General features: G+C 63.0%; 18 protein-coding genes and 1 tRNA gene. 10 read left to right on the top strand and 9 right to left on the bottom strand.

Features of this window, described 5'->3' with window-relative positions; genetic code table 11:
- Positions 1-60 precede the first annotated feature (60 nt).
- From MUG98_RS24405 to MUG98_RS24365, 9 genes are all read left to right on the top strand, one after another.
- Positions 61-1,065, top strand: coding sequence for a thiamine pyrophosphate-dependent dehydrogenase E1 component subunit alpha (locus tag MUG98_RS24405; RefSeq protein ID WP_265109993.1), 1,005 nt, complete (start codon positions 61-63; stop codon positions 1,063-1,065).
- Positions 1,062-2,027 (top strand): alpha-ketoacid dehydrogenase subunit beta, encoded by a 966-nt coding sequence (locus MUG98_RS24400; RefSeq protein ID WP_265109992.1) that lies wholly within the window; start codon positions 1,062-1,064, stop codon positions 2,025-2,027. Before MUG98_RS24405 ends, MUG98_RS24400 begins: the two co-directional genes overlap by 4 nt.
- A 93-nt stretch (positions 2,028-2,120) precedes the next feature.
- Positions 2,121-2,870 carry an SDR family NAD(P)-dependent oxidoreductase gene (locus tag MUG98_RS24395; protein ID WP_265109991.1) on the top strand — a complete coding sequence of 250 codons (750 nt, stop codon included), beginning with the start codon at positions 2,121-2,123 and terminating at the stop codon, positions 2,868-2,870.
- A gap of 450 nt (positions 2,871-3,320) precedes the next feature.
- Complete coding sequence (locus MUG98_RS24390; RefSeq protein ID WP_265109990.1) at positions 3,321-4,895, top strand: AMP-binding protein; 1,575 nt, start codon at positions 3,321-3,323, stop codon at positions 4,893-4,895.
- Complete coding sequence (locus MUG98_RS24385; RefSeq protein WP_265109989.1) at positions 4,895-5,584, top strand: helix-turn-helix domain-containing protein; 690 nt, start codon at positions 4,895-4,897, stop codon at positions 5,582-5,584. Before MUG98_RS24390 ends, MUG98_RS24385 begins: the two co-directional genes overlap by 1 nt.
- A gap of 137 nt (positions 5,585-5,721) precedes the next feature.
- Positions 5,722-7,881 (top strand): hydantoinase/oxoprolinase family protein, encoded by a 2,160-nt coding sequence (locus tag MUG98_RS24380; RefSeq protein ID WP_265109988.1) that lies wholly within the window; start codon positions 5,722-5,724, stop codon positions 7,879-7,881.
- On the top strand, positions 7,878-10,130 hold the full coding sequence (locus tag MUG98_RS24375; protein WP_265109987.1) for a hydantoinase B/oxoprolinase family protein: 2,253 nt from the start codon (positions 7,878-7,880) through the stop codon (positions 10,128-10,130). The genes MUG98_RS24380 and MUG98_RS24375 overlap by 4 nt, the downstream gene beginning before the upstream one ends.
- Positions 10,131-10,134: 4 nt before the next feature.
- The gene (locus MUG98_RS24370) at positions 10,135-10,641 is read left to right on the top strand and encodes an acetone carboxylase subunit gamma (RefSeq protein WP_265109986.1); all 507 of its coding nucleotides are present in this window, start codon (positions 10,135-10,137) and stop codon (positions 10,639-10,641) included.
- Positions 10,642-10,644: 3 nt separating this feature from the next.
- Positions 10,645-12,255, top strand: a complete 1,611-nt coding sequence (locus tag MUG98_RS24365) for a class I adenylate-forming enzyme family protein (RefSeq protein ID WP_265109985.1) — start codon at positions 10,645-10,647, stop codon at positions 12,253-12,255.
- A 151-nt stretch (positions 12,256-12,406) separates the two neighbouring features.
- Here MUG98_RS24365 and MUG98_RS24360 read toward each other — a convergent pair whose 3' ends face one another.
- From MUG98_RS24360 to MUG98_RS24335, 6 genes are all read right to left on the bottom strand, one after another.
- On the bottom strand, positions 12,407-13,060 hold the full coding sequence (locus tag MUG98_RS24360) for a hypothetical protein (RefSeq protein ID WP_265109984.1): 654 nt from the start codon (positions 13,058-13,060) through the stop codon (positions 12,407-12,409).
- A gap of 192 nt (positions 13,061-13,252) precedes the next feature.
- Positions 13,253-13,323, bottom strand: a tRNA-Gly gene (locus MUG98_RS24355).
- A 149-nt stretch (positions 13,324-13,472) separates the two neighbouring features.
- Positions 13,473-14,939: a hypothetical protein gene (locus MUG98_RS24350; RefSeq protein ID WP_265109983.1), complete on the bottom strand. Its 1,467-nt coding sequence runs from the start codon at positions 14,937-14,939 to the stop codon at positions 13,473-13,475.
- A gap of 96 nt (positions 14,940-15,035) precedes the next feature.
- Positions 15,036-15,464 (bottom strand): universal stress protein, encoded by a 429-nt coding sequence (locus tag MUG98_RS24345; protein WP_265109982.1) that lies wholly within the window; start codon positions 15,462-15,464, stop codon positions 15,036-15,038.
- A 129-nt stretch (positions 15,465-15,593) separates the two neighbouring features.
- The gene (locus MUG98_RS24340; protein ID WP_265109981.1) at positions 15,594-15,956 is read right to left on the bottom strand and encodes a hypothetical protein; all 363 of its coding nucleotides are present in this window, start codon (positions 15,954-15,956) and stop codon (positions 15,594-15,596) included.
- A 3-nt stretch (positions 15,957-15,959) separates the two neighbouring features.
- The gene (locus MUG98_RS24335; RefSeq protein ID WP_265109980.1) at positions 15,960-16,199 is read right to left on the bottom strand and encodes an amphi-Trp domain-containing protein; all 240 of its coding nucleotides are present in this window, start codon (positions 16,197-16,199) and stop codon (positions 15,960-15,962) included.
- Positions 16,200-16,604: 405 nt separating this feature from the next.
- On the opposite strand from MUG98_RS24335, the gene MUG98_RS24330 reads away from it, so the two are divergent.
- Entirely contained in the window at positions 16,605-17,435 is an 831-nt protein-coding gene (locus tag MUG98_RS24330) for an NAD(+)/NADH kinase (protein ID WP_265109979.1), read from the top strand.
- A gap of 46 nt (positions 17,436-17,481) precedes the next feature.
- Here the strand turns inward: MUG98_RS24330 and MUG98_RS24325 are convergent, their stop codons facing one another.
- From MUG98_RS24325 to MUG98_RS24315, 3 genes are all read right to left on the bottom strand, one after another.
- Positions 17,482-18,117, bottom strand: a complete 636-nt coding sequence (locus tag MUG98_RS24325) for a DsbA family oxidoreductase (protein ID WP_265109978.1) — start codon at positions 18,115-18,117, stop codon at positions 17,482-17,484.
- A gap of 139 nt (positions 18,118-18,256) precedes the next feature.
- Positions 18,257-18,808: a cysteine hydrolase family protein gene (locus MUG98_RS24320; RefSeq protein ID WP_265109977.1), complete on the bottom strand. Its 552-nt coding sequence runs from the start codon at positions 18,806-18,808 to the stop codon at positions 18,257-18,259.
- Positions 18,809-18,906: 98 nt separating this feature from the next.
- Entirely contained in the window at positions 18,907-19,641 is a 735-nt protein-coding gene (locus MUG98_RS24315) for a DNA-directed RNA polymerase subunit epsilon (protein ID WP_265109976.1), read from the bottom strand.
- Positions 19,642-19,915: the final 274 nt, after the last annotated feature.

Below are 19,915 nucleotides of genomic sequence, written 5' to 3'. Positions count from 1 at the left end.
TTTCCCACTCTGGGATAGTTTTATGACTAACACTATGGGATTCTCGTTACGTGGTGTCATATGACACATGACGTCAGCGTAGATGATGAAATGGCCAAGCATCTCCTCCAGGAGATGCTTCGAATCAAGATATTCGAAGAGGAGACGAAGGCTCGATACGAGGAAGGCGAAATTCCCGGATTCGTCCACCTCGATCGGGGGCACGAGGGTTCTCACGCCGGAATGGCGGCGGCAATGCGAGACGACGACTGGCTGGCCGTCGGCGGTGCACGACTCGTCGGACAGTACATCGTTAAAGGTGTCCCGCTCGGCGAGATCATGGCGGAACTCTACGGTCGAACTGGGGGATCGAACAAGGGACACGGCGGTCAGATGCACGTCTCCAAGGTCGATCGGAAACTGTACGGCCACGCCGCGACGATCGGTTCCGGGCAGAATCCTGCGGTCGGACTCGCACTGGCGGAGGAGATGAAGGGAACGGACAACGTGGCAGTGACGACTATCGGTGATGGCGGGACGAGTCGCGGATCGTTCCACACGGCACTCATCTTCGCCGCATACTGGGACCTTCCCGTCGTGTTCATTATCGAGAACAACGGGTGGGCGATATCGACGCCATCCGAGTCGTTACCGCCGGACCGACTCTCCGACTACGGAGATCCGGTTAACATCCCCACCGAGAGTATCGACGGAAGTGACGTGGAGACGGTGTACCACACCGTCTCCGAAGCCATCGACCGGGCCCGCGACGGCGGCGGGCCGACGGTCATCGAAAGCCGGGTCGCCAGGCTCAACCCCCATTTCGAGGGCGACAAAGAGACCTACCGTGACGAGGAGGAACTCGAGCGGGCGCTCGAAGAAAAAGACCCGGTCAAGAACTATCGAGAGCGGGTTCTCGAAGCGGGCGTGGTGAGCGAGAGCGAGATCGAGGACATAATCGACACCATCGAGCGCGAGGTCCAGGAGGCTGTCGAGTACGCCCGCGAGAGTCCCGACCCGGAACCGGAAGCGGCCTACGAACACGTCTACAAGACCCCCCTCTACGGCCAGGGTGAGCAGGAATGACCCGAGAGATCACGTACATCGAGGCGGTTGCGGAGGCGATCGACGAGGAAATGGATCGGGACGACGACGTCATCCTCTTCGGCGAAGACGTCGAGGACTTCGGCGGTAACTTCGGCGAAACGGCGGGCCTCCACGAAAAGTACGATGACGATCGAGTTCGGAACACGCCGCTCGCGGAGATCGGAATCGCGGGGATGGCACTGGGTGCCGCGGTCGGCGGCATCCGGCCCGTCGCGGAACTACAGTTCGCCGACTTCGCGGCGACCGCCGGCGACGAGATCTTCAATCAGATCCCGAAACAGCCGTACGTCAGCGGTGGCAGTCTCGAAGTGCCGCTGACGATCTTCGCCCCGTCCGGCGCGGGGATCGGTGCGGGCGCGCAACACTCGCAGTCCGTCCACTCGTGGCTCGGCAACGTGCCGGGGTGGGTCGTCGTCACCGCGACGACGCCGTACGACGCGAAGGGGCTGCTCAAAAGCGCCATTCGGGACGATAATCCGGTGTTCTACCTGCCACACAAAGCGCTCGTCGAGACGCAGGGCGAAGTTCCAGACGAGGAGTACACGCTTCCGCTCGGCGAAGCAGTCGTCGAAGAAGAAGGCGAAGATGTCACTGTCGTAGCCACCCAGGTTATGTTCCATCGGGCGAAAGAAGCTGCCGCTGATCTCGACGTCAACGTCGAACTCATCAATCCACGCACGTTCGCGCCCCTGGATACCGAGACGATCGCCGAAAGCGTCGAGAAGACGGGGCGACTCGTCGTCGTCGACGAAACCGTCGAACGCTACGGCACGCAAAGTCACATCGCGAACGAAATCGTCGAAAATCACTTCTTCAGCTTCGATGCACCGCCGAAGACGATCGGTGTGAAGGATGTACCTATTCCGGTCAGTCCGACACTCGAGACCGAAGTGATCCCGGGGACCGAGCGTATCAAAGCTGGGATCGAGTCCGTGTTCTAATCTACTTCTCTTCGGACACGGGCTCTCAACCGAGGCGATCCACGTACACTCCCGGCGATAAATGCTATATGTTAGTTTGTGGGAAGGAAACGTATGCGTGGATTAGCGCATAAAAGCGGCTTCGTTACCGGTGGTGCATCGGGAATCGGCCGCGCGACGGCCATTCGACTCGCCGAAGAGGGCGTCGACGTTTGCGTGGCCGATATCGATCGAAAGGGTGGCGAAGAAACGGTCGAGAAGATCACAGCGGCGGAAGACGCGGACGGCGACGCGTATTTCCGAGAACTCGACGTCCAGGACTACGACGACTTCGAGGACGCGCTGATCGAAACTGCTGAAGGGTTCGGGTCGGTCGACGTTCTATTCAACAATGCAGGCATCGGCGAAATGCAGAACTTCGAAGAAACCGACCCTGAACACGTTGCTGAGTTGATCGACGTCAATATCATGGGCGTTTGGAACGGCTGCCATGCCGTGTTGCCAATCATGAAAGATCAGGAGAGTGGATCCATCATCAACACGTCATCGATGGCGGGCTGGCTTCCGTCCGAAATAACCACGTACGGCCTCACGAAAGCGGCAGTTTTGCATTTCACCCGATCAATCGCAGCAGAACTCGGTGAACACGGGATCCGAGTCAATGCCATCTGTCCGGGACTGATCGATACGAGCATGACGCGGACATGGTTTACCGACGAAATGAGAGAACAGGCGCCGCTTCGAACGGCGTTCGATCGATGGGGTGAGCCGGAGGAGGTAGCCAGTTGCGTCGCGTTCCTCGCGAGTGATGATGCGTCGTACGTAACCGGTCGGCCGCTCAAGATTGATGCCGGGTACGTGTAAATTTCCGTTCGACTCGCACGCGGTCGCCATCGTCTACTCCTCCAGGACGAGCCGTTTCGAGGAACGGATCGTCGTACGGAGACTCAGAAGACCGCGCTGAATACGAGGCGCAGGCCGTGTTTAGATGCGGAAACAATCGGCTCTCACGCGTTGTTCTCTACATACGAAACTGGACCGTGAGGTGGTCACCACCGTATTCTGGTTAGACGAAGGGACTCCTGACTCGTCCATTCAGGGGCGTCTAAACAAGGCCCGAGGCGCAGATGCGTGTCGACGGCCGGGATAGGAAGACTCGCCCGAGAGTGGGAACCGAATCGCGTGGCTGTTTCGATCCGCCCTCACCCGTCCGCGCTGTGAACCGATCGATCGCTTTCTCCCGATATCCGGCTGCCCCTCCCTCGGTTGGCACCCTGATTTATATTTCAGAAAATAGTGTGTGAGGCACTAGCAATGAACGATCGAAGGAACGGCGAGGCAGTGATGACGCTCGACCGGTTTTACGCCGGCCTCTTCGATCGGTACGACGAACGGACGGCGATCGTCGACGAACGGCAAGAACTGACGTACGGCGAACTCGGCGATCGAACTGCACGATTCGCGAACGTACTCGCATCAATCGGACTTGGCAACGGAGACTTCGTCGGAATACTGCTCAGCAATCGACTCGAGTACCTCATCGCACAACTCGGCGCCGCACGGGCTGGCGTCGTCGCTGTCCCATTCAATTACCAGGTAGACCAGTCGACGATCGGTCCGATCCTCGAAGATGCGAACGTCAAGACGTTGGTCGTCGGACCGGAGCACTTCGAGACCATCCAGCAGCTCCGACAAGAGGCCTTCGAGTTCAACTACCTCATCGGCGTCGGAGACGAATCAGCGCCGCCGCTTGGCTTTCACCAGTTCTGCGAGATGCTCTCGAGAGTCGACGCCGATCCGCCGTCGATCGCAACGGCTCCGGACGACGCGGCTGCGATCCACTACACCGGCGGTACGACCGGTCCTCCGAAGGGAACGGTTCACACCCACTACGCGACCATCCTGAACATGTACGCCCACGTCAACGAACTCGAGGTCCACCACGGCGTCGAGATGCTGTTGGTGACGCCGCTCGGGCACTCTGCCGGGAAATTCGTCCTCGCCGGACTGATGCAGGGCGGAACGGTGCATCTGCAACAGCAGTTCGACGGGCAGCGGGTTCTTCGGACGATCGACCGGGAGGGGATCACGTGGACGTACCTCATCCCCACGATGATCGCACGTCTGCTGGACGAGCCGGCGATCGACGATCACGATCTCGACAGTCTGGAAACGCTGACCTACGGGTCGGCACCCATCCCGCCGGCCAGACTGGCCGAAGGTCTCGACCGACTCGGCAAGGTGTTCGTCCAATTCTACGGCCTGACCGAGGTACCGAATCTGGTGGCCGTGCTGCCGAAGTCGAAACACGATCCCGAGGACGACCACTGGCTCCGATCGGCGGGCCTTCGAGCCCAGTTAGCCGAGATCACGATCTTCGACGACGAGACGAACTGGGACGACGACGTCGGTGAAATCGGGATCCGGTCGCCGTACGCCGTCGACGGCTATCTGAACCGAGACGGCCCCTTCGACGCCGACGGCTGGATTCGAACCGGCGACGTCGGTTACCTCGACGACGAGGGGCGGTTGTACGTCCTCGATCGCATCCAGGACGTCCTCACGGTCGACGGCGAGGCGGTGTACTCGACCGAGGTCGAGAGCGTCATCCAGCGTCATCCCGACGTTAGCCAGGTTGCGGTTATCGGCGTCCCGACGGAACCGACGCGAGCGGCCGACGGCCTCGATCGGATCAGGATCGATCAACGAGTGAAGGCGATAGTCGTTCCCGCGGACGACGCCGAACTCACGGCCGAGGAACTCCGGGCGTTCTCTGCCGGAGATCTGCCGGACCGCGCTCTTCCAGAGTCGATAGATACGGTCGGACAGCTCCCGGAGACACCGTACGGGAAGATCGACAAGCGGTTACTTCGAGAACCGTACTGGTAATGCCTGGCGATTTCCTCCGGGTGCGATTTCAGCTGCGCGCCGATGACCGGCTCGCACGCTTCGTCGGTGCCGGCGACCGGTTCGGGACGATCGAACTGGACAATGCGATCTACGCGGGCGCCGGACAGTGGTTCGAGTACCTGACGTTCGTGGGAGGCGAGACCGATCCCGAAATGACTCTAGATACCCGGTCCGCGATCGAGGTCCTCGATTGCTGGACCGTCGGCGGTGATCCACCAGTCTACCATGCCGTCCTGTTCGTCGACGAGGTCCCGGAGTTCGTGCTTTCCGAGATCACCCGCTGTCGAGCGCTCCCCCATCGGATCCTGCTCGAGGACGATCGGCTGCGGGTGGTCGCCACCGTCCGGGACTGGAACCACTTGAAAGAGTTCGCCAACGACCTCGAACGAACGTATGCGGGATTCGAGTTACTCGGCACCGAGCAGATCGACGACATCGGCTTTCCGCTCGGCGGGAACGACCTGAAGCATACGGTTCACGGAAAACTGACCCCGGATCAACTGCTGGTCCTGGAAGTTGCCTACCGGATGGGATACTTTCGGGTCCCACAGGAAGCGACCGGGAAGGAAATCGCCGAACAGCTCGAAACGAGCCAGTCCGCAATCAGCGAGCGCCTGCGCAACGCCCAGCAACGGCTCCTCTCGGTCCTGTTCGGATCCCAACTGTAGCGGTATAAAGTCCTGATATATATCACCGGCCTTCGGGCCAATCTTGTTAAGTGCTAACGTAGGACGGGTGGTTGCATGGTATTACCAATCAAATTTTCGCCAGGTGATGACTGGCGAGTAATCAGGAGGTAGAGACGATGGCAGTGGAGGATACGAACGATCCGGAACTCCTTTCGCTCGACACGGGCGGAACGATGACCGACACGTTCGTCGTCGACCACGAGGGGAACTATACCGTCGGAAAAGCACAGACAACACCCGAAGACGAATCCGAGGGTGTCATCGACTCGTTCGACGACGCCCTCGGCTACTGGGGCACCTCGATCGAGGATTCCGCTGACACGCTCCGCGGGACCGTCTATTCCGGAACGGCGATGCTCAATCGCCTGCTCGAACGAGAGGGCGAGGGGAACATTGGTGTCATCACGAACAAGGGGTACGAGGATACTCATCGATTCGGTCGCGGCATCCAGTCGTGGGTGGACCTGCCGTATTCGGGGCGGCTTCACGCCCGCGAACACGAACATCCGGAACCGATCGTTCCGCGAGAGAACATCCGCGGCGTTCGAAGTCGAGTCGGGATGGCAGGACAGGAACTCGTTCCGCTTTATGAGTCGGAAGCGCGCGAGGCCATCGAAGACCTGCTCGATCGCGGCGTTCGCGTCATCTGTGTGTCGCTCGTGTACTCCTATCAGAACCCGGAACACGAGCAGCGCATCAAGGCGATCGCTGAGGACGTGATGGACGAGCGGGGTGTCGAGGTTCCAGTCTGGCTGTCCTCTGAACAGAATCCTGTCAGGGGTGAACTCCCACGGTTGAACAGCCTGATTCTCGAAGCCTACGCCGTCGATCCGTCGCGAGAGCAACTTCGGGGAATCGAAGAATCGCTCCAAGAGCAGGGCAACGACTCGCCGTTCAGGGTGCTCTCTTCCTCAGGTGGGACGGTCTCGCCGGACCACGACTGGCTCGTCGAGACGATGGTCTCCGGCCCGATCGGGGGGATCTTCGGCGGCGAGTTTCTCGCCGACGAGCTCGGCATCGACAACCTCGTCTGTTCGGACGTCGGCGGCACGAGTTTCGACGTCGGTCTCATCACCGAGGGGCACTACCCGACGCGCTGGGACCAATCGCTCGCCCAGTTCATGGTGAACATTCCGATGACGGCGATGGACACCATCGGTTCGGGGACCGGTTCCTACGTGCGGGTCGACAAGGCGTCGAACCGCATCGAGGTCGGTCCCGACTCGGCGGGATACCTCGTCGGCGTCTGTAACGAGGAGAGCGGTCTCGAGACGCCGACCGTCACCGACTGTACCGCAATGCTCGGCTACCTGAACCCGGACTACTTCCTGGGCGGCGACATCGATCTGAACGTCGATCGAGCCGAGGAGTACGTCGAAGACCAGATCGCGGGCCCGCTGGACCAGGATCCCTACGAGACGGCCCGCGGAGTGCTCGACATCGTCGAGCGCAATATGACGAACGAGCTTCGAGCGATGATCCTCGGACTCGGTTACAGCCCGGAAAACTACAACCTCGTGAGCTACGGCGGCGGTGGACCGCTGCACGCGGCCGGCTACACCGAGTCACTCGAATTCAAAGACGTTCTCATCCCGGACTGGGCGGCTGCGTTCTCGGCGTTTGGGTGTGCGACGGCCGATTATGCCTACCGATACGACCACTCGCTCGATCTAGTAATCCAGCCGGATCTGAGCAACGCCGACGAAGCCGCAACGGCACTGACCGACACGCTGCAGAAACTCCACGAGCAGGCCGAAGACGCCTTCGAACGTGACGGGATCGACGTCGAGGAGATGCGCTTCAAGCCCGCCGTCCGCATGCAGTACACCGGCATGCTCGACGATCTCGAGGTGACGATCCCGCAGGAGATCTGGTCCGGCGAGCTCTCGGCGGACGACCTCGTCGACGTCATCGACGTCTACGACCGGGAGTTCGAGCGAGTATTCCAGCGCGCCGCCCAGAGCCCGGAGCAGGGATACACCATCACGATGGCCGTCGGGACCGGGATCGCCCCGTCGCCGAGCCCGACCCTGCCGGACGAAGAGCCGGGCGAGGAGACGCCGCCCGAGGAGGCGAGTCGCGGCGAGCGAGAGATCTACTGGGACGGCGCCTGGCACGACGCAGCGCTGTGGGAGATGTCCGACCTGCGGGCCGGTAACGTCGTCGAGTCGCCGGCCGTGATCGAGGCACCCGCGACGACGACGCTCGTTCCGCCGGGCTTCGAGGCACCGCTCGACAACAACCGCATCTTCCACCTTCAGCAAACCGACTCATGAGTAAACCAGACCAACAGCTAGAGACCGACGAGGTCCAGTACGAACGGGTCGATCCCCCGATCGGCTGGGACGGCAAGACGCTTCACGAGATGCTCGAGGAGAGCGATCGCCACCTCGAGGAGACCGACCGATACTACGGTCTCGACGAACTCGGGATGAAAGCGGACCGGCCGTTCGAGTACGAACAGATGTTCTCCCAGCTTCGCGGGGCGCTCGTTTCCGCGCGGGAGACGGCGCTGCACGTCAGTGCATCGCCGATCGTCCGCGAGATCGGCGAACTGTGTTTCCAAGTGTACACGCCAGAGGGCGACTGCATCGCGCTCTCGACGGGGATCATCGTCCACGTTCACACCGGCTCGCTGGCGATCAAGTACATGATCGAAGAGGATTACGAACACGACCGCGGCATCCAGCCCGGTGATATCTTCTGTAACAACGACAACGATCTCGGCAACGTCCACACGACGGACGTCCACACGATCGTTCCGATCTTCCACGACGACGAACTCGTCGCGTGGGTCGACGGCGTCACTCACCAGGTCGACATCGGCGGGATGACCCGCGGCCACGACCAGTTAGCGAGTACGACCCGCTACGAGGACGGTCTGTACGCCACCTGTGAGAAGATCGGCGAGAACGACGAACTCTTCCAGGACTGGCGCGACCGCGCCCAGCGGGCCGTGCGGACGCCGATGTACTGGGACCTCGACGAGAAGTGTCGGCTGGCCGGGTGTCACATGATCCGCAACGCGGTCAAGTCGATGATCGACGACGTCGGCGTCGAGACGTTCAAGCAGTTCTCCCGCGAAGCCGTCGAAGAGGGGCGCCAGACGCTGCACTCCCGGGTTAAAGAGCGACTCTTCCCGGGAACGTACCGCGACTCGAGTTTCATGCCCGTCCCGTTCGGAGACGAGGCCTGGAAACCGTCGTCGAAGCAGGACATGCTGAACCACCTGCCCGTCGAGGTCAGGGTGGACGCGGACGGCGGCCTGACCCTCGACATGGAAGGGGCGAGCCCGCCCGGACCGCACGCGTACAACTGCGCCGAAGGCGCGATGGAGGGCGGACTCTGGGTATCGCTCACCCAGAGCCTGTTACACGACGGGAAGGTCAACGACGGCTCGTACTTCGCCGTCGACACGAACTATCCCGAGGGGAGCATCGTCAATCCCGAGGACCCGAGCCGATCGTTCCACACTTCGTGGGGATCGCTGATGCCGACGTACAACGCCTTCTGGAAGAACGTCTCGCGAGCGTTCTTCGCGCGCGGGTTCCGCGAGGAGGTCGTCACCGGCTACTCCGAGACCGGCGATCCGCTTCAGGGCGGTGGCCTGTACGAGCCGACGGATCAGTACTTCCCCGTTGCCCCCTTCGAACACTCCTGCCAGGGACTGGGTGCGTCGGCCGTTCGAGACGGACTCGACTGGGGCTACGCCATGTGGAACCCCGAGTCCGACATGGGCGACGTCGAGGAATGGGAGCTCATCGAGTGGGGGCTTCCGTACCTCTCCCGGCAGGTCAAACCGAACACGGCGGGCCACGGCAAGTATCGAGGGGGCTCCGGCTGGGAAGGAATCCGGATGGTCTCGAACAGTTCGGACGTCTCCCTGTACAAACACGTCGTCCCCGGCGTCGGCTTCACGACCTCGGGAATGGCCGGCGGGTACCCCAACTCGCTGAACTACTCGCTGCGAGCCCACGACACCGACCTCGAAGACCGATTCGAGAACGAGGAGCCCTACCCGATCGGCGACTCGCCCCCCGAATCGTTCGACGAGGATATCGAAGGCGACGTCCGGCGAAGTCAGAAGGGCCTGTACTTCCCGGAGGAGTACGAGAACCACGACCTCGTTCACTATCAGATGGGCGGCGGCCCCGGCTACGGGGATCCGCTCGAGCGATCGATCGAACTCGTGGTCGAAGACGTCGAGGACGGGATCTACACGCCCGACATCGTCGAACAGGTGTACGGCGTCGTCGGTGAGTTCGACGAGGACGAGCGCGAGTTCACCGTCGACGAGGATGCAACCGAGCAGCGTCGCGAGGAACTCATGGAGACGCGCCGCGAGGAGACCCGCCCGTACGACGAATTCTACGAGGACGAGCGCGAGCGGGTCGTCGAGGGCGACGTCAGCGACCCGGCGAAGTGGATGTACGAGGGCGTGTTCGACCAGTCCGCGGACTGGGGCGCGTTCTTCCGGGAGTTCTGGGACGTAGACGACGACTTCCGATTCGACCAGGAGGAGTGATACGATGGCAGACACAGACCGCAACCAGATCGAGAAACTCATCGACGGCGACCTCACGTGGGACGAACTGCGCAGCGATGTCCTACCGGACCCGAAGGACGAACAGCGATTCGAAGTCACTCGCGAGATCCTGCAAGAGCGAGTCGAGTGGGACGACCCGATCCTCGTCCCGCTGAACGACCACCTCTTCGCCGTCGCGAAGAACGGCGACCGGATCGTCAAGGCCGAGTGCGGCCACGAGTTCGGCCCCCTCGAAGACAACTGGAAAACGGAGTGTCAGGTGCGAGTCAAGGAGAGCGAAACCGACATGCGCCAGTTGTACCCCAAGTGGATGACGCCGGACGAGGACTGGGGATTCCAGCTCCGGGAGTTCTTCTGCCCGGAGTGTTACACGCTCCTGGACGTCGACGCCGTCCCGGCCGGATACCCGGTCTTGAAACCCTTCGAACCGGACGTCGACGTCTTCTACGAAGAGTGGCTCGAGCAACCAGCACCCGATGCGACACCCTGACCCATGAGCGAGTCGATCACGACGACGGCGAGCGAGCCCGAACCGGGGGCCACGCTGAAAGACGTCTTCGAGACGAGCCTCCGGAAGTACGCCGATCGGACCGCCGTCGTGGATGGCGACCGGGAGCTGACCTACGAGGAATTGGATCGCCGCGCTAACGCCGTTGCTCACGGACTCGTCGAACGGGGAGTGGGCGTCGGCGATCGCGTCGCGCTCATGATGTCGAACCGCCTCGAGTACGTCGTGGCGGACGTGGCGGTGATCAAGGTGGGCGCCGCGAAGCTCCCACTGAACGACATGCTCACCCCCGACGAGTTCGAGTACATGCTCCGAGACTCCGGCACGGAGACGGTCATCTGCGGGCCTAACTTCACCGACACGATGGCGTCGATCCGGGAGGATCTGCCTGCGGTCGAGACCGTGATCGGGATCGAGGACGCCTCACCGGAGGGGTTCGTCCCATTCGAGAACCTCGACGGCGACGAATCCGAGCCACCCGACCAGGTACCCGGCGAGGAGGACGTCGCGGGCCACTACTACACCGGCGGCACGACCGGCAAGCCGAAAGGGGTGTTGCACACCCACGACGGGATTACGACGAACGTCTACGCGCACGTCGTCGAACTCGGGATCACGGGTGACGACACGCTCCTGCTAATGACGCCGTTACCACACTCTGCAGGGATGTTCCTGTGGGGCGCCCTGGTAACGGGGGCGACGTCGATTATCCGTCCGGGGTTCGAGCCCGATGCTGCGCTCGAGTTGATCGACCACCACGACGTCACCTGGACGTTCATGGTGCCGACGATGATCTACCGTGTGTTGGATCGCCCCGACCTCGAGACGACAGATACGAGTTCGCTCGAAAGTCTCGTGTACGGCGCGGCACCGATGACACCGGCGCGACTCCGGGAGGGACTCGACGCGTTCGGGTCGGTGTTCTGTCAGTTCTATGGCCAGACAGAAGTGCCGAACCTCATCACGACGTTTGGAAAAGCGGAACACAGGGTCGCAGTCGAGAGCGATCGCAGCGAGAGGCTTTCGTCGGCGGGACAACCGTGTCTCATGGCGGATGTACGGATCGTCGACGCCGAAACTGGCGATCCGGACGACCGGGTCGATCCCGGTGAGAGCGGCGAGATCCTCGCGACGGCACCGTACGTGATGCGCGAATACTACGAACGGCCCGAGGCGACGGCCGAAACGGTCGTCGACGGCTGGGTCAGAACCGGCGACATCGGTCGCCGCGACGAGGACGGCTATCTCTACCTGCTCGACCGCGCCAGTGATCTCATCATTTCCGGCGGTATGAACGTCTACTCGACGGAGGTCGAAGAAGCGCTCGACGAACATGCCGGCATCCAGGAAGTCGCCGTCATCGGCGTTCCGGACGACGATTGGGGCGAGGCGGTCAAGGCTGTCGTCGTCCCACGGGACGAGGAGTCGCTCAGCACGGACGAGATCGTCGCGTTTGCCGATGATCGCCTCGCCGACTACAAGAAACCGAAGTCGATCGATTTCGTCGACGAAATCCCGAAAACGCCGTACGGAAAGATGGACAAGAAGGCACTTCGCGAACCCTATTGGGAAGACGAGGAACGAGCTGTCGGCTAATCCGTTCTCCGTTCTTCTTGTCGATCAGACTCATAGCAACTTTGAGGCCGAGTGCCTCAATAATACCTCACCTGATGAGGGTGGCCCGTACATATCAACAGTGTCTCGAACTCTATTGAGGCGGTCGTGGTACGCAGGTGTGTCCCGCGCTTCAGATTTGAACCTCGTGGGCTTCCAGTAGTTCTCGGACAGCATCAGTTTCACCGTTCCAGTACTCTTCCTCTCTATGGTCGTCGGATTCGGGCAACTGGTTTGCGCGGTTCGTGACCGTATTCTCACCAAGTATTTCAGGGTGAGGGATACCATCTCCGTACTTGAGGCTGGCCTGCTTGATCTTTCGGCGCTCGGCCATCGTAAGGAAATCCCGAATCTGGTGGGTGTTCGACCCGCCGTTCGAATACTGGATGGACGGATCCCACTCGAGGTTTCGCCCCTTCTCGTACCGATAATACTTGAACAGGGTCTTGATCGCCTTCTGGATGCCCGCCTTGTGCGTCTGCGACGTCTCCTCGTAGGCTAGCTCCTTGCTGTACTCGTCGGCGTGCTCGGTCGTCACCGCCAGCGTGCAGCCGTCTTCGTACTCCCAGACCCAGCGGTAGAACGCGTCGATCTTGTAGCTGCGCTGGCGCGTCGTGTCGTGAGCATATCCCTCGGCATTCTCCGGATCCTTTCCGAGATGGCGCATCCATGTGATGAGTTTGCGCCGGTGGTCGCGATAGTCCTCCAGCTGGCACAGATTCAGTACGTCGTGGCTTGCCTCGGGAACGACGACGATCCCGTCGACTTTCTCCTGCGTGCTCGTCATCGTCTCATCACCGTCCGGGTCGCGCCCTGAATCACGGGGCCGCGTGACCCATCATTCCTAGTAAATCTGTCACGTTTTAAAATCGCTAGACAGCGGAACGATTGTGTTCGAGTACCCACGTTGTGAGCTTTTTTGGGCATGGTTGGGTTTCATCGGGAAACCCGGAAAACCGCCGAGAGAAGGCGTCTGGAGTGCGCTGGCCGGGAATTGAACCCGGGCTATGAGCTTGGGAAGCTCATGTCCTACCACTAGACCACCAGCGCTCGTCCGCGTCGTTCGCTCGCGCCGTCGTTCGTGATTCCTGCGGGATCACTCACCACCAGCGCTCGTGTCGAACTGAACGGCCGGCTCGTATTAAAAGGACCGGACTGCGTGCCCGGCCCGATCGTGTCACTGAGTTGCCGCCGATCGGTCACAAGTAGCCGAATAGTGTACCGGCGAGCAGCAACACCCACATCATCGCCCCGACCAGCAGCATGTCGTTGAACTTCGAGCGCCGAGCGGCTCGCTTGGCCGCGCCGCCGGCGATCAGTCCGAGCGCGACGACGACGAGCATCCGTTGGACGATGACGCCGACGGGCAGCGCGCTGACGCCGAGCAGGCTGTAGTCGAGCCAGATCGCGACCGCGAGAGAGCCCGCGGCGACGACAGCGGCATCGAGTCGGCGCGTGAGCCCGCGTGCGATCAGGTAGGTCGCGATCGGAATCCCGGTCCCGATCACCGGGTACAGTAGCGCGGCGATCTGGTGGGGCGTGAGGAACCCGGCCTGATGCTCGAGGACGAGACCGCCCATTCGGACGCCAAGGTACAGCGTCAGGATGGCACAGACGAGGAGGACGTGACCGGCCTCGAGGCGGGCGTAGGCGGCGGCGAGTCGCTGGCGGTCGACGTCGGTCAGGCGATCGTCGATCGCGTCGGGGGTCCGCTGGGCGATGCGCTCGCCCGATTCCTCGGTTTCGCTGGACGCCTTCGCAGTGCGCCTGCCCGCTCTGACGCCGACTACCGTGGGGACGACGAGCAGTCCGGCGAGTTCGACGACGGTCGCCCAGCCGTCGGCATCGGCGGAGTTTCTGTTATCGAGATATCTGCGTCGCACGTCGTCCTGAACGTCGACTCGCGGGTATTCCATGAGGTCGGCCTCGATTTTCGTCTGGGCGTCCTGCGAGCCGTGGACGCGGTGACGGAGCGTGAACCAGTCGAAGTGTTCGGAGTGGGTCTGCATGATAACCCAGTCGTCGTCCTCGTTGGGGCTCTCGTAGAGCCGGATGTGGTATCGCTGTCCGTAGTAGTCGCCGTCCTCGAGCTGGCGGGTTTCGGTCGTCCAGTACCCGCTCTCGTTCGGACCGGGGTCGACGTAGGCGTAGCGGGTGCCGCCGTCGGCTTCCCCCCAGTCGAGATTCGGGATCGGACCCTGCGGTTCGTCTACCGTCTCGTTGGTCGCGTTCTTCGACGAGTCGCTCGCCGTCGTTTCGTTGCCGGTTCCGTTCTCCGGTCGCGTTCCGTTGTCGGGGGCGTTGTCACCGGTCAGCGAGTAGGTGTCCGGCAGCGCTTCCTCCTCGGACTCGTTGATCTCGGACCAGTCGCCGCCGGCGTCGGCGTCGACCAGTATCCGCTCGACGTCCTCGGCGTCGCCGCGGACGATCACGTTGATCGGACTCCGCTTCTGGAACGTCTGCCGGGGACTGAGATACATCCAGAAACTGCTCTCGGAGTCTTCGATCGTGACGAGCTCCGGCGTCGATTTCGGCTGGGACTGCGACTGCGTCGTCGCGTCGGGTGCAGTCCGATCGGTCGACATCGACAGCAAAAGCGACGGTCCTCCAACGAGCAGAAACGCGAGGACGAGCAACACGGTCGCGATCACGATCGAACGTCGCATCTCCTCGTTACTAGCGACGGGGGAACATATCAAACCGTGTGCAACGTATCTGGTGTGGAAGCGAGCACCGACGGGCCGGTACTCGAGGTCGGTCGTTCAAACGTCGGGACCGACAGTGGTAACGGGGACGGAGGCTTCGCGGACGACCCGCTGGGAGACGCTGCCGACGACGTTGCGCTCGTACTCGTCGCCGCTGGTCCCCATCACGATCAGGTCGGCGTCGACCGCGTCGGCGTAGTCGACGATACGCTCGGCGGGGTTTCCGGTGTCGATCGCCGTGACCGTCTCGACGTCGTGGTCGGCGGCACGTGTCGCGGCCGCGTCGGTCGCTTCGCGGGCAGTTTCCCGGAGGTCCGATCGAACCTGCTCGACGCGGTCGTCGTCGAGCACGAGAAACGCGCGGTCGTCGACCACCGAGAGGACGTGGAGGGTCGCGTTCCGGGTCCGGGCGACGTCGATCGCGTGATCGAGAACGGTCGCCGCGTGCTCACTCCCGTCGGTCGGATAGAGGATCGTCTCGTACATCGCCTTACAGTCGGAACACGGGCGGCCGTGGAGAAAGCCCTTCTCCTCGTTCCCCCGTCGCGGGAACTCGGGGTCGGATCGGACGCGGACTCGGACGCGAACACTGGATCGACGCGACGCCGATCGGGTTCAGACCCCGGGGACGCCGATCGCGTCGGGCGTGAAGAGTCCGAAGACGGTCAGCGCGTAGACGAGTCCGACCGCGACGATCCACGCGACGAACCCGATCGCGGCGGCGGAGCCCCAGCCGCCGGGATACCGCCAGTTGATGACGCCGACCCAGGCGACGAGCATCAGGATGACGCCCAGAAGCGGGATCCAGCCGAGAAAGTAGCTCACGGCCGCCCAGACGAGCGCGCCGATGAGGGCGGTCAGCGCGGCGTTCAGGACGCCGGCGTCGCTGTCGATGACGAGTCGCACGCCGGCCAGGATCGCGATCGTCCCGATGAGGAGGCTGACGACGAACGCGAGGGAGACAGCCAGGACGGACATGGTTCAGGGCTTCCAGTTCAGTTCGATCGTGATCGTCTCGCGGTTCCCCCGCAGCATCGACGATCGTTCCACGACGTCGACGGAGACGTTGACGCTCTCGGGCGGGTTGAGATCGACGGTCTTGTTCCCGACCGTGACGTTGATCTCGTCGCCGCCGCCCTCGAACTCGTCGCCGAGAGAGGCGAGGTACGCAGCGAGTTCCGATCGCGTCATCGTCTCGTCGGCTGTCGTCCGTTCGGTCATATGGATCCCTTGCCGACGCTGTCCGCAAAAGTATGGGCCGCGAACGGAACGCAAACACCGGATTACTGTGGGGGTGTGCGCGGAAACGCTCCACTACGAACGATGCTCCGCGAGGCCGATGTGCCGGCCCGGCGTCCTGGCGATGTGTCGTCCCGACATCCCGGCGATCCGCCGTCCCGCCGACGAGGTTGAGACGACTCGCGGTTCCGGCGACCGTGACGCCACGCGCCGGTGGGAGGCGACGGCAGGGCAACGATCGGCATCGAAGGGAAACGTTCCATACGGGGGTGTGCAGTGTCCTCGCGGGACAGTTCAGGTATGTCGTAGCGTCCCATCCAGACGAGTGTTGTTACCGTCGGGGCTCGAGGCAGACCTTTTTGAGTGCGGGAGGGCTATCCGCCATCGATGGACGTCGACGTCGGACTGGTCGCACAGCGGGAGAACGAGCGCGCACAGGAACTGGCCGCGTCCCTCGCCGAGACGCTCGACGGCGGAGCGGTCTCCGTCGTCGTCGACGAGGCCACCGGCTCCGCGATCGATCGCCCCGCCGTGCCGGTCGCCGCGATGATCGATCGCGACCTCGTCGTGAGTATCGGCGGCGACGGGACCCTGCTATTCGTCGCTCGCGAGGTCGGTGAAACGCCGATTCTCGGGGTCAACCTCGGCGAGGTCGGCTTTCTCAACGCCGTCGCCCCCGCCGACGCGATCGACGTCACGACGGACCTCGTCGCGACCCTTCGGAACGGCAACGATCTCCCGGGCCGCGACCTCGCGCGCCTGCAGGCGTCCGGCGGCGACTGGGCGCTCGAACCCGCGCTCAACGAGGTCGTCGTTCACGGCCCCCGGCGTGGGCACGGTGGCGGCGCGACCGTCGAGATTCGGGTCGACGGGATCCGGTACACCGAGGGCCACGCTGACGGCGTCCTCGTGGCCACGCCGACCGGGTCGACCGCCTACAACCTCAGCGAGGGTGGGCCGCTCGTCCACCCTACTGCGGGGACTCTCGTCGTCACGCAGATGGCCGCACCCGAATCGATGCCGCCGCTCGTCGTGGACCGCGGCGCGGAACTCTCGCTGCGAGTCACCGACGCCGACACCGCCTTCGCGATCAGCGACGGCCGAAACAGACGGACACTCGCGCCGCCCGCGACCGTCTCGGTGTCGATCGCGGACGAGTCGGTCCGGCTGGTCGGCCCGCAGGTGAACTTCTTCGACGGCCTCGAAAAGCTGGACTAGGCCGCGTCGCGAGCGCGCCTCTCTTCCGGGGGACGGGAGACCGGACTTACGTTCCCTCGATCAGTCGCTCGAGTTGTGCCGGCGGCACCGCGCCACGGGCGGCGTGGCCCTCGAAGACGAACGTCGGGACGCCGGTGATTCGTTGCTGTCGTGCCGCGTCGAAGCGATCCTCGAGTTCCGCCCGGAGTCCGTCGTCGTCGACCGCGTCCCGGATCTCGTCCGCGGGCAGTCCGGCGTCTTCGGCCAGCTCGGACAGCACCTCGACGTCGCCGATGTCGCGGCCGTCCTGCCAGAGCGCGTCGTAGATCGCCGCGTCGAAGTCGGCCCAGCGATCGGGATAGGTGTTCTTGACGTACCACGACGCCTGTTGGGCCTGCAGCGAGTCGACCTCGATCGCGATCTCCTGGGCCATGTCGACGCCGTACTCGTCCTGGAGCCGTCGGACGTTTTCTTTCGCCTGTTCGAAGTACGCGTCGTCTTTCCCGTCGTCGACGTCGTGGTCGATCGAGCCGTCAGGACCTCGTTTTCCGCGGCGGAGGTCGAACGGGTGCCAGTCGATCGCGAGCGGCTCGTCGCGCGTCTCGCGATACTGTTCGAGCGATCGCTTCCCCAGGTAACAGAACGGACAGACGTAGTCCGCGTAGAGCGTGAGCGACTCGGAGTCCGAGGAGGTCGAAACCATAGCGGACAGTAGCGGCGCTAGCGTCAAAAATGACTCCTTCGAGACGAGCGAGCGACCCCCGGACGAACGAGCGCCCCTGGGACGAACGAGAGAGGGCGGACCGATCCGGCGAGTCGCCGGGTGTCGACACGCTTCTCGCTTATCCGTCGTTCTCCCACGCTTCGACGAGTTCCTCGCTCGTGGTTCGTTCGGCGTCGTAGACGTCCTCGAGGTAGGTCAGTCCGTCCTGGTGAGCGTCCTCGCTGAACGCCTCGAGGCAGTCAGCTGGCGCAGCGATGTCGTAGCCCCGGAAGAACGCGCTTGCGGACGTGTGACGTGCACACATGTTCGTATGGAGCCCCGTCACGACGATCCGATCGACGCCCAGACTTCGAAGGTGCTCATCGAGGCCGGTGCCGTAAAACGCGTCGTAGAAACGCTTCTCGAAGACGTCGTCCGCGTCGGTGGGGGTGAGTTCCGGAATCACCTCGGCACCCTCCGTACCGGCCATCGCGTGCTCCCCCCAGACGTCGAGTTCGGTGTCCTCGGGCCGGTGAGCATCGTTCGCGTAGATGACCTGGATCCCGTGTTCGCGAGCGCTGGGGAGCAGTTCGTCGCGGAGCGTCGGGATGATCCGTTCGGCCCGTTCGGCGGCGATCTCGCCGGTCACGAAGTCGTTCAGCATGTCGAGGACGATAACTGCATCCGTCATGGCCGATCAAGGTGTGCAGGGAGTGTCAACTGACCACCTGCATGAGAAGGGCGACACCGTCGTTCCGGCGTGGACTCGGCTCTCCCACCTGAAGCGAGTCACGTCTCCTCGGGGTCGGTCGCATCGCCGCTCGTCGATTCAGGGAGGTTCGGATCGCGGTACGGATTCCGGCCGTAGGCCGGGAGGTCGTCGTCGAGCTGGGCCTTGAGGACCCGGCGCAATCGGTTCAGACTCGTCGTGTCGAGCCCGTACTGGGCCGCGAGCCGCCTGAACGCCGTCTCCTCGGTGATGTCGTGGGCGCGGTACTGGCCGAACAGTTCGTCCATTCGATCCGGGGACAGTTCCTGGACGTCGATGTCGTCGAGACCGAAGTACCGCTGGCGGTCGACGTCGACGACGTGGCGGATCACCACCAGTGCGACCTTCGGGATGGCACGCTGGCTGCCGAACTCGGTGAGGTCGATCTCGTCCATCACGCCCAGCGCGAGGTCCCGCTGCCACGGCGTGAGATCGAGCGCGTTACACAGCGCTTGGGTCGTCCGCAGTCGATCGAGGTGGTGTGCGCGTTCGCTGTACCCCGGTGTCGCACCGTGCTGTTCGTCGTGGAGTCGCCGGATGCTCTCCGATAGATCCCCGTCAGGCGACTCCGCACGCCCGATGACGGTCGCACTCGGCGTGACGACCCCCCATCGACGGACGGTCGAGTCCCGCTGGACGTCCGCCCGCGAGAGCGAACCGGAGCCGGGACGCAGCTCGAGACGGCGGTCGTGGTCCTCGTCGACGGCCATCGTTTGCTCACCGCCCGCCCCGGGGTCAGCACCGTCGTATTGCATCTCGTGTTCCGCTCGGACAGGGAGACGGAAAAAGGCTCGCTCGTTTCGTCGGACCTCTAGACGGGACTGACAGTCCTCGTGATACGTCTCCGGGCACGATCGCGTGGCGTAATACGATTCGGCGGACGATCGCGGCGCCGTCGCTCCCGGACAGACGACCCGAAAATCCCTTCGTAGCTTCACCTTGTAACCAGAACCACTTAAAGGCCGAACGGGGGCTGGATCGGCGTCGACTGAGACGATAGGGAGCGATCCAGCCTGCCGAAAGAGCCGC

It is taken from the genome of Halosolutus halophilus (assembly GCF_022869805.1).
In the GTDB taxonomy this organism is placed as follows: domain Archaea; phylum Halobacteriota; class Halobacteria; order Halobacteriales; family Natrialbaceae; genus Halosolutus; species Halosolutus halophilus.
The sequence above is the reverse complement of the archived record's forward strand: the minus strand, read 5'-3'. Positions and strand labels throughout refer to the sequence as shown.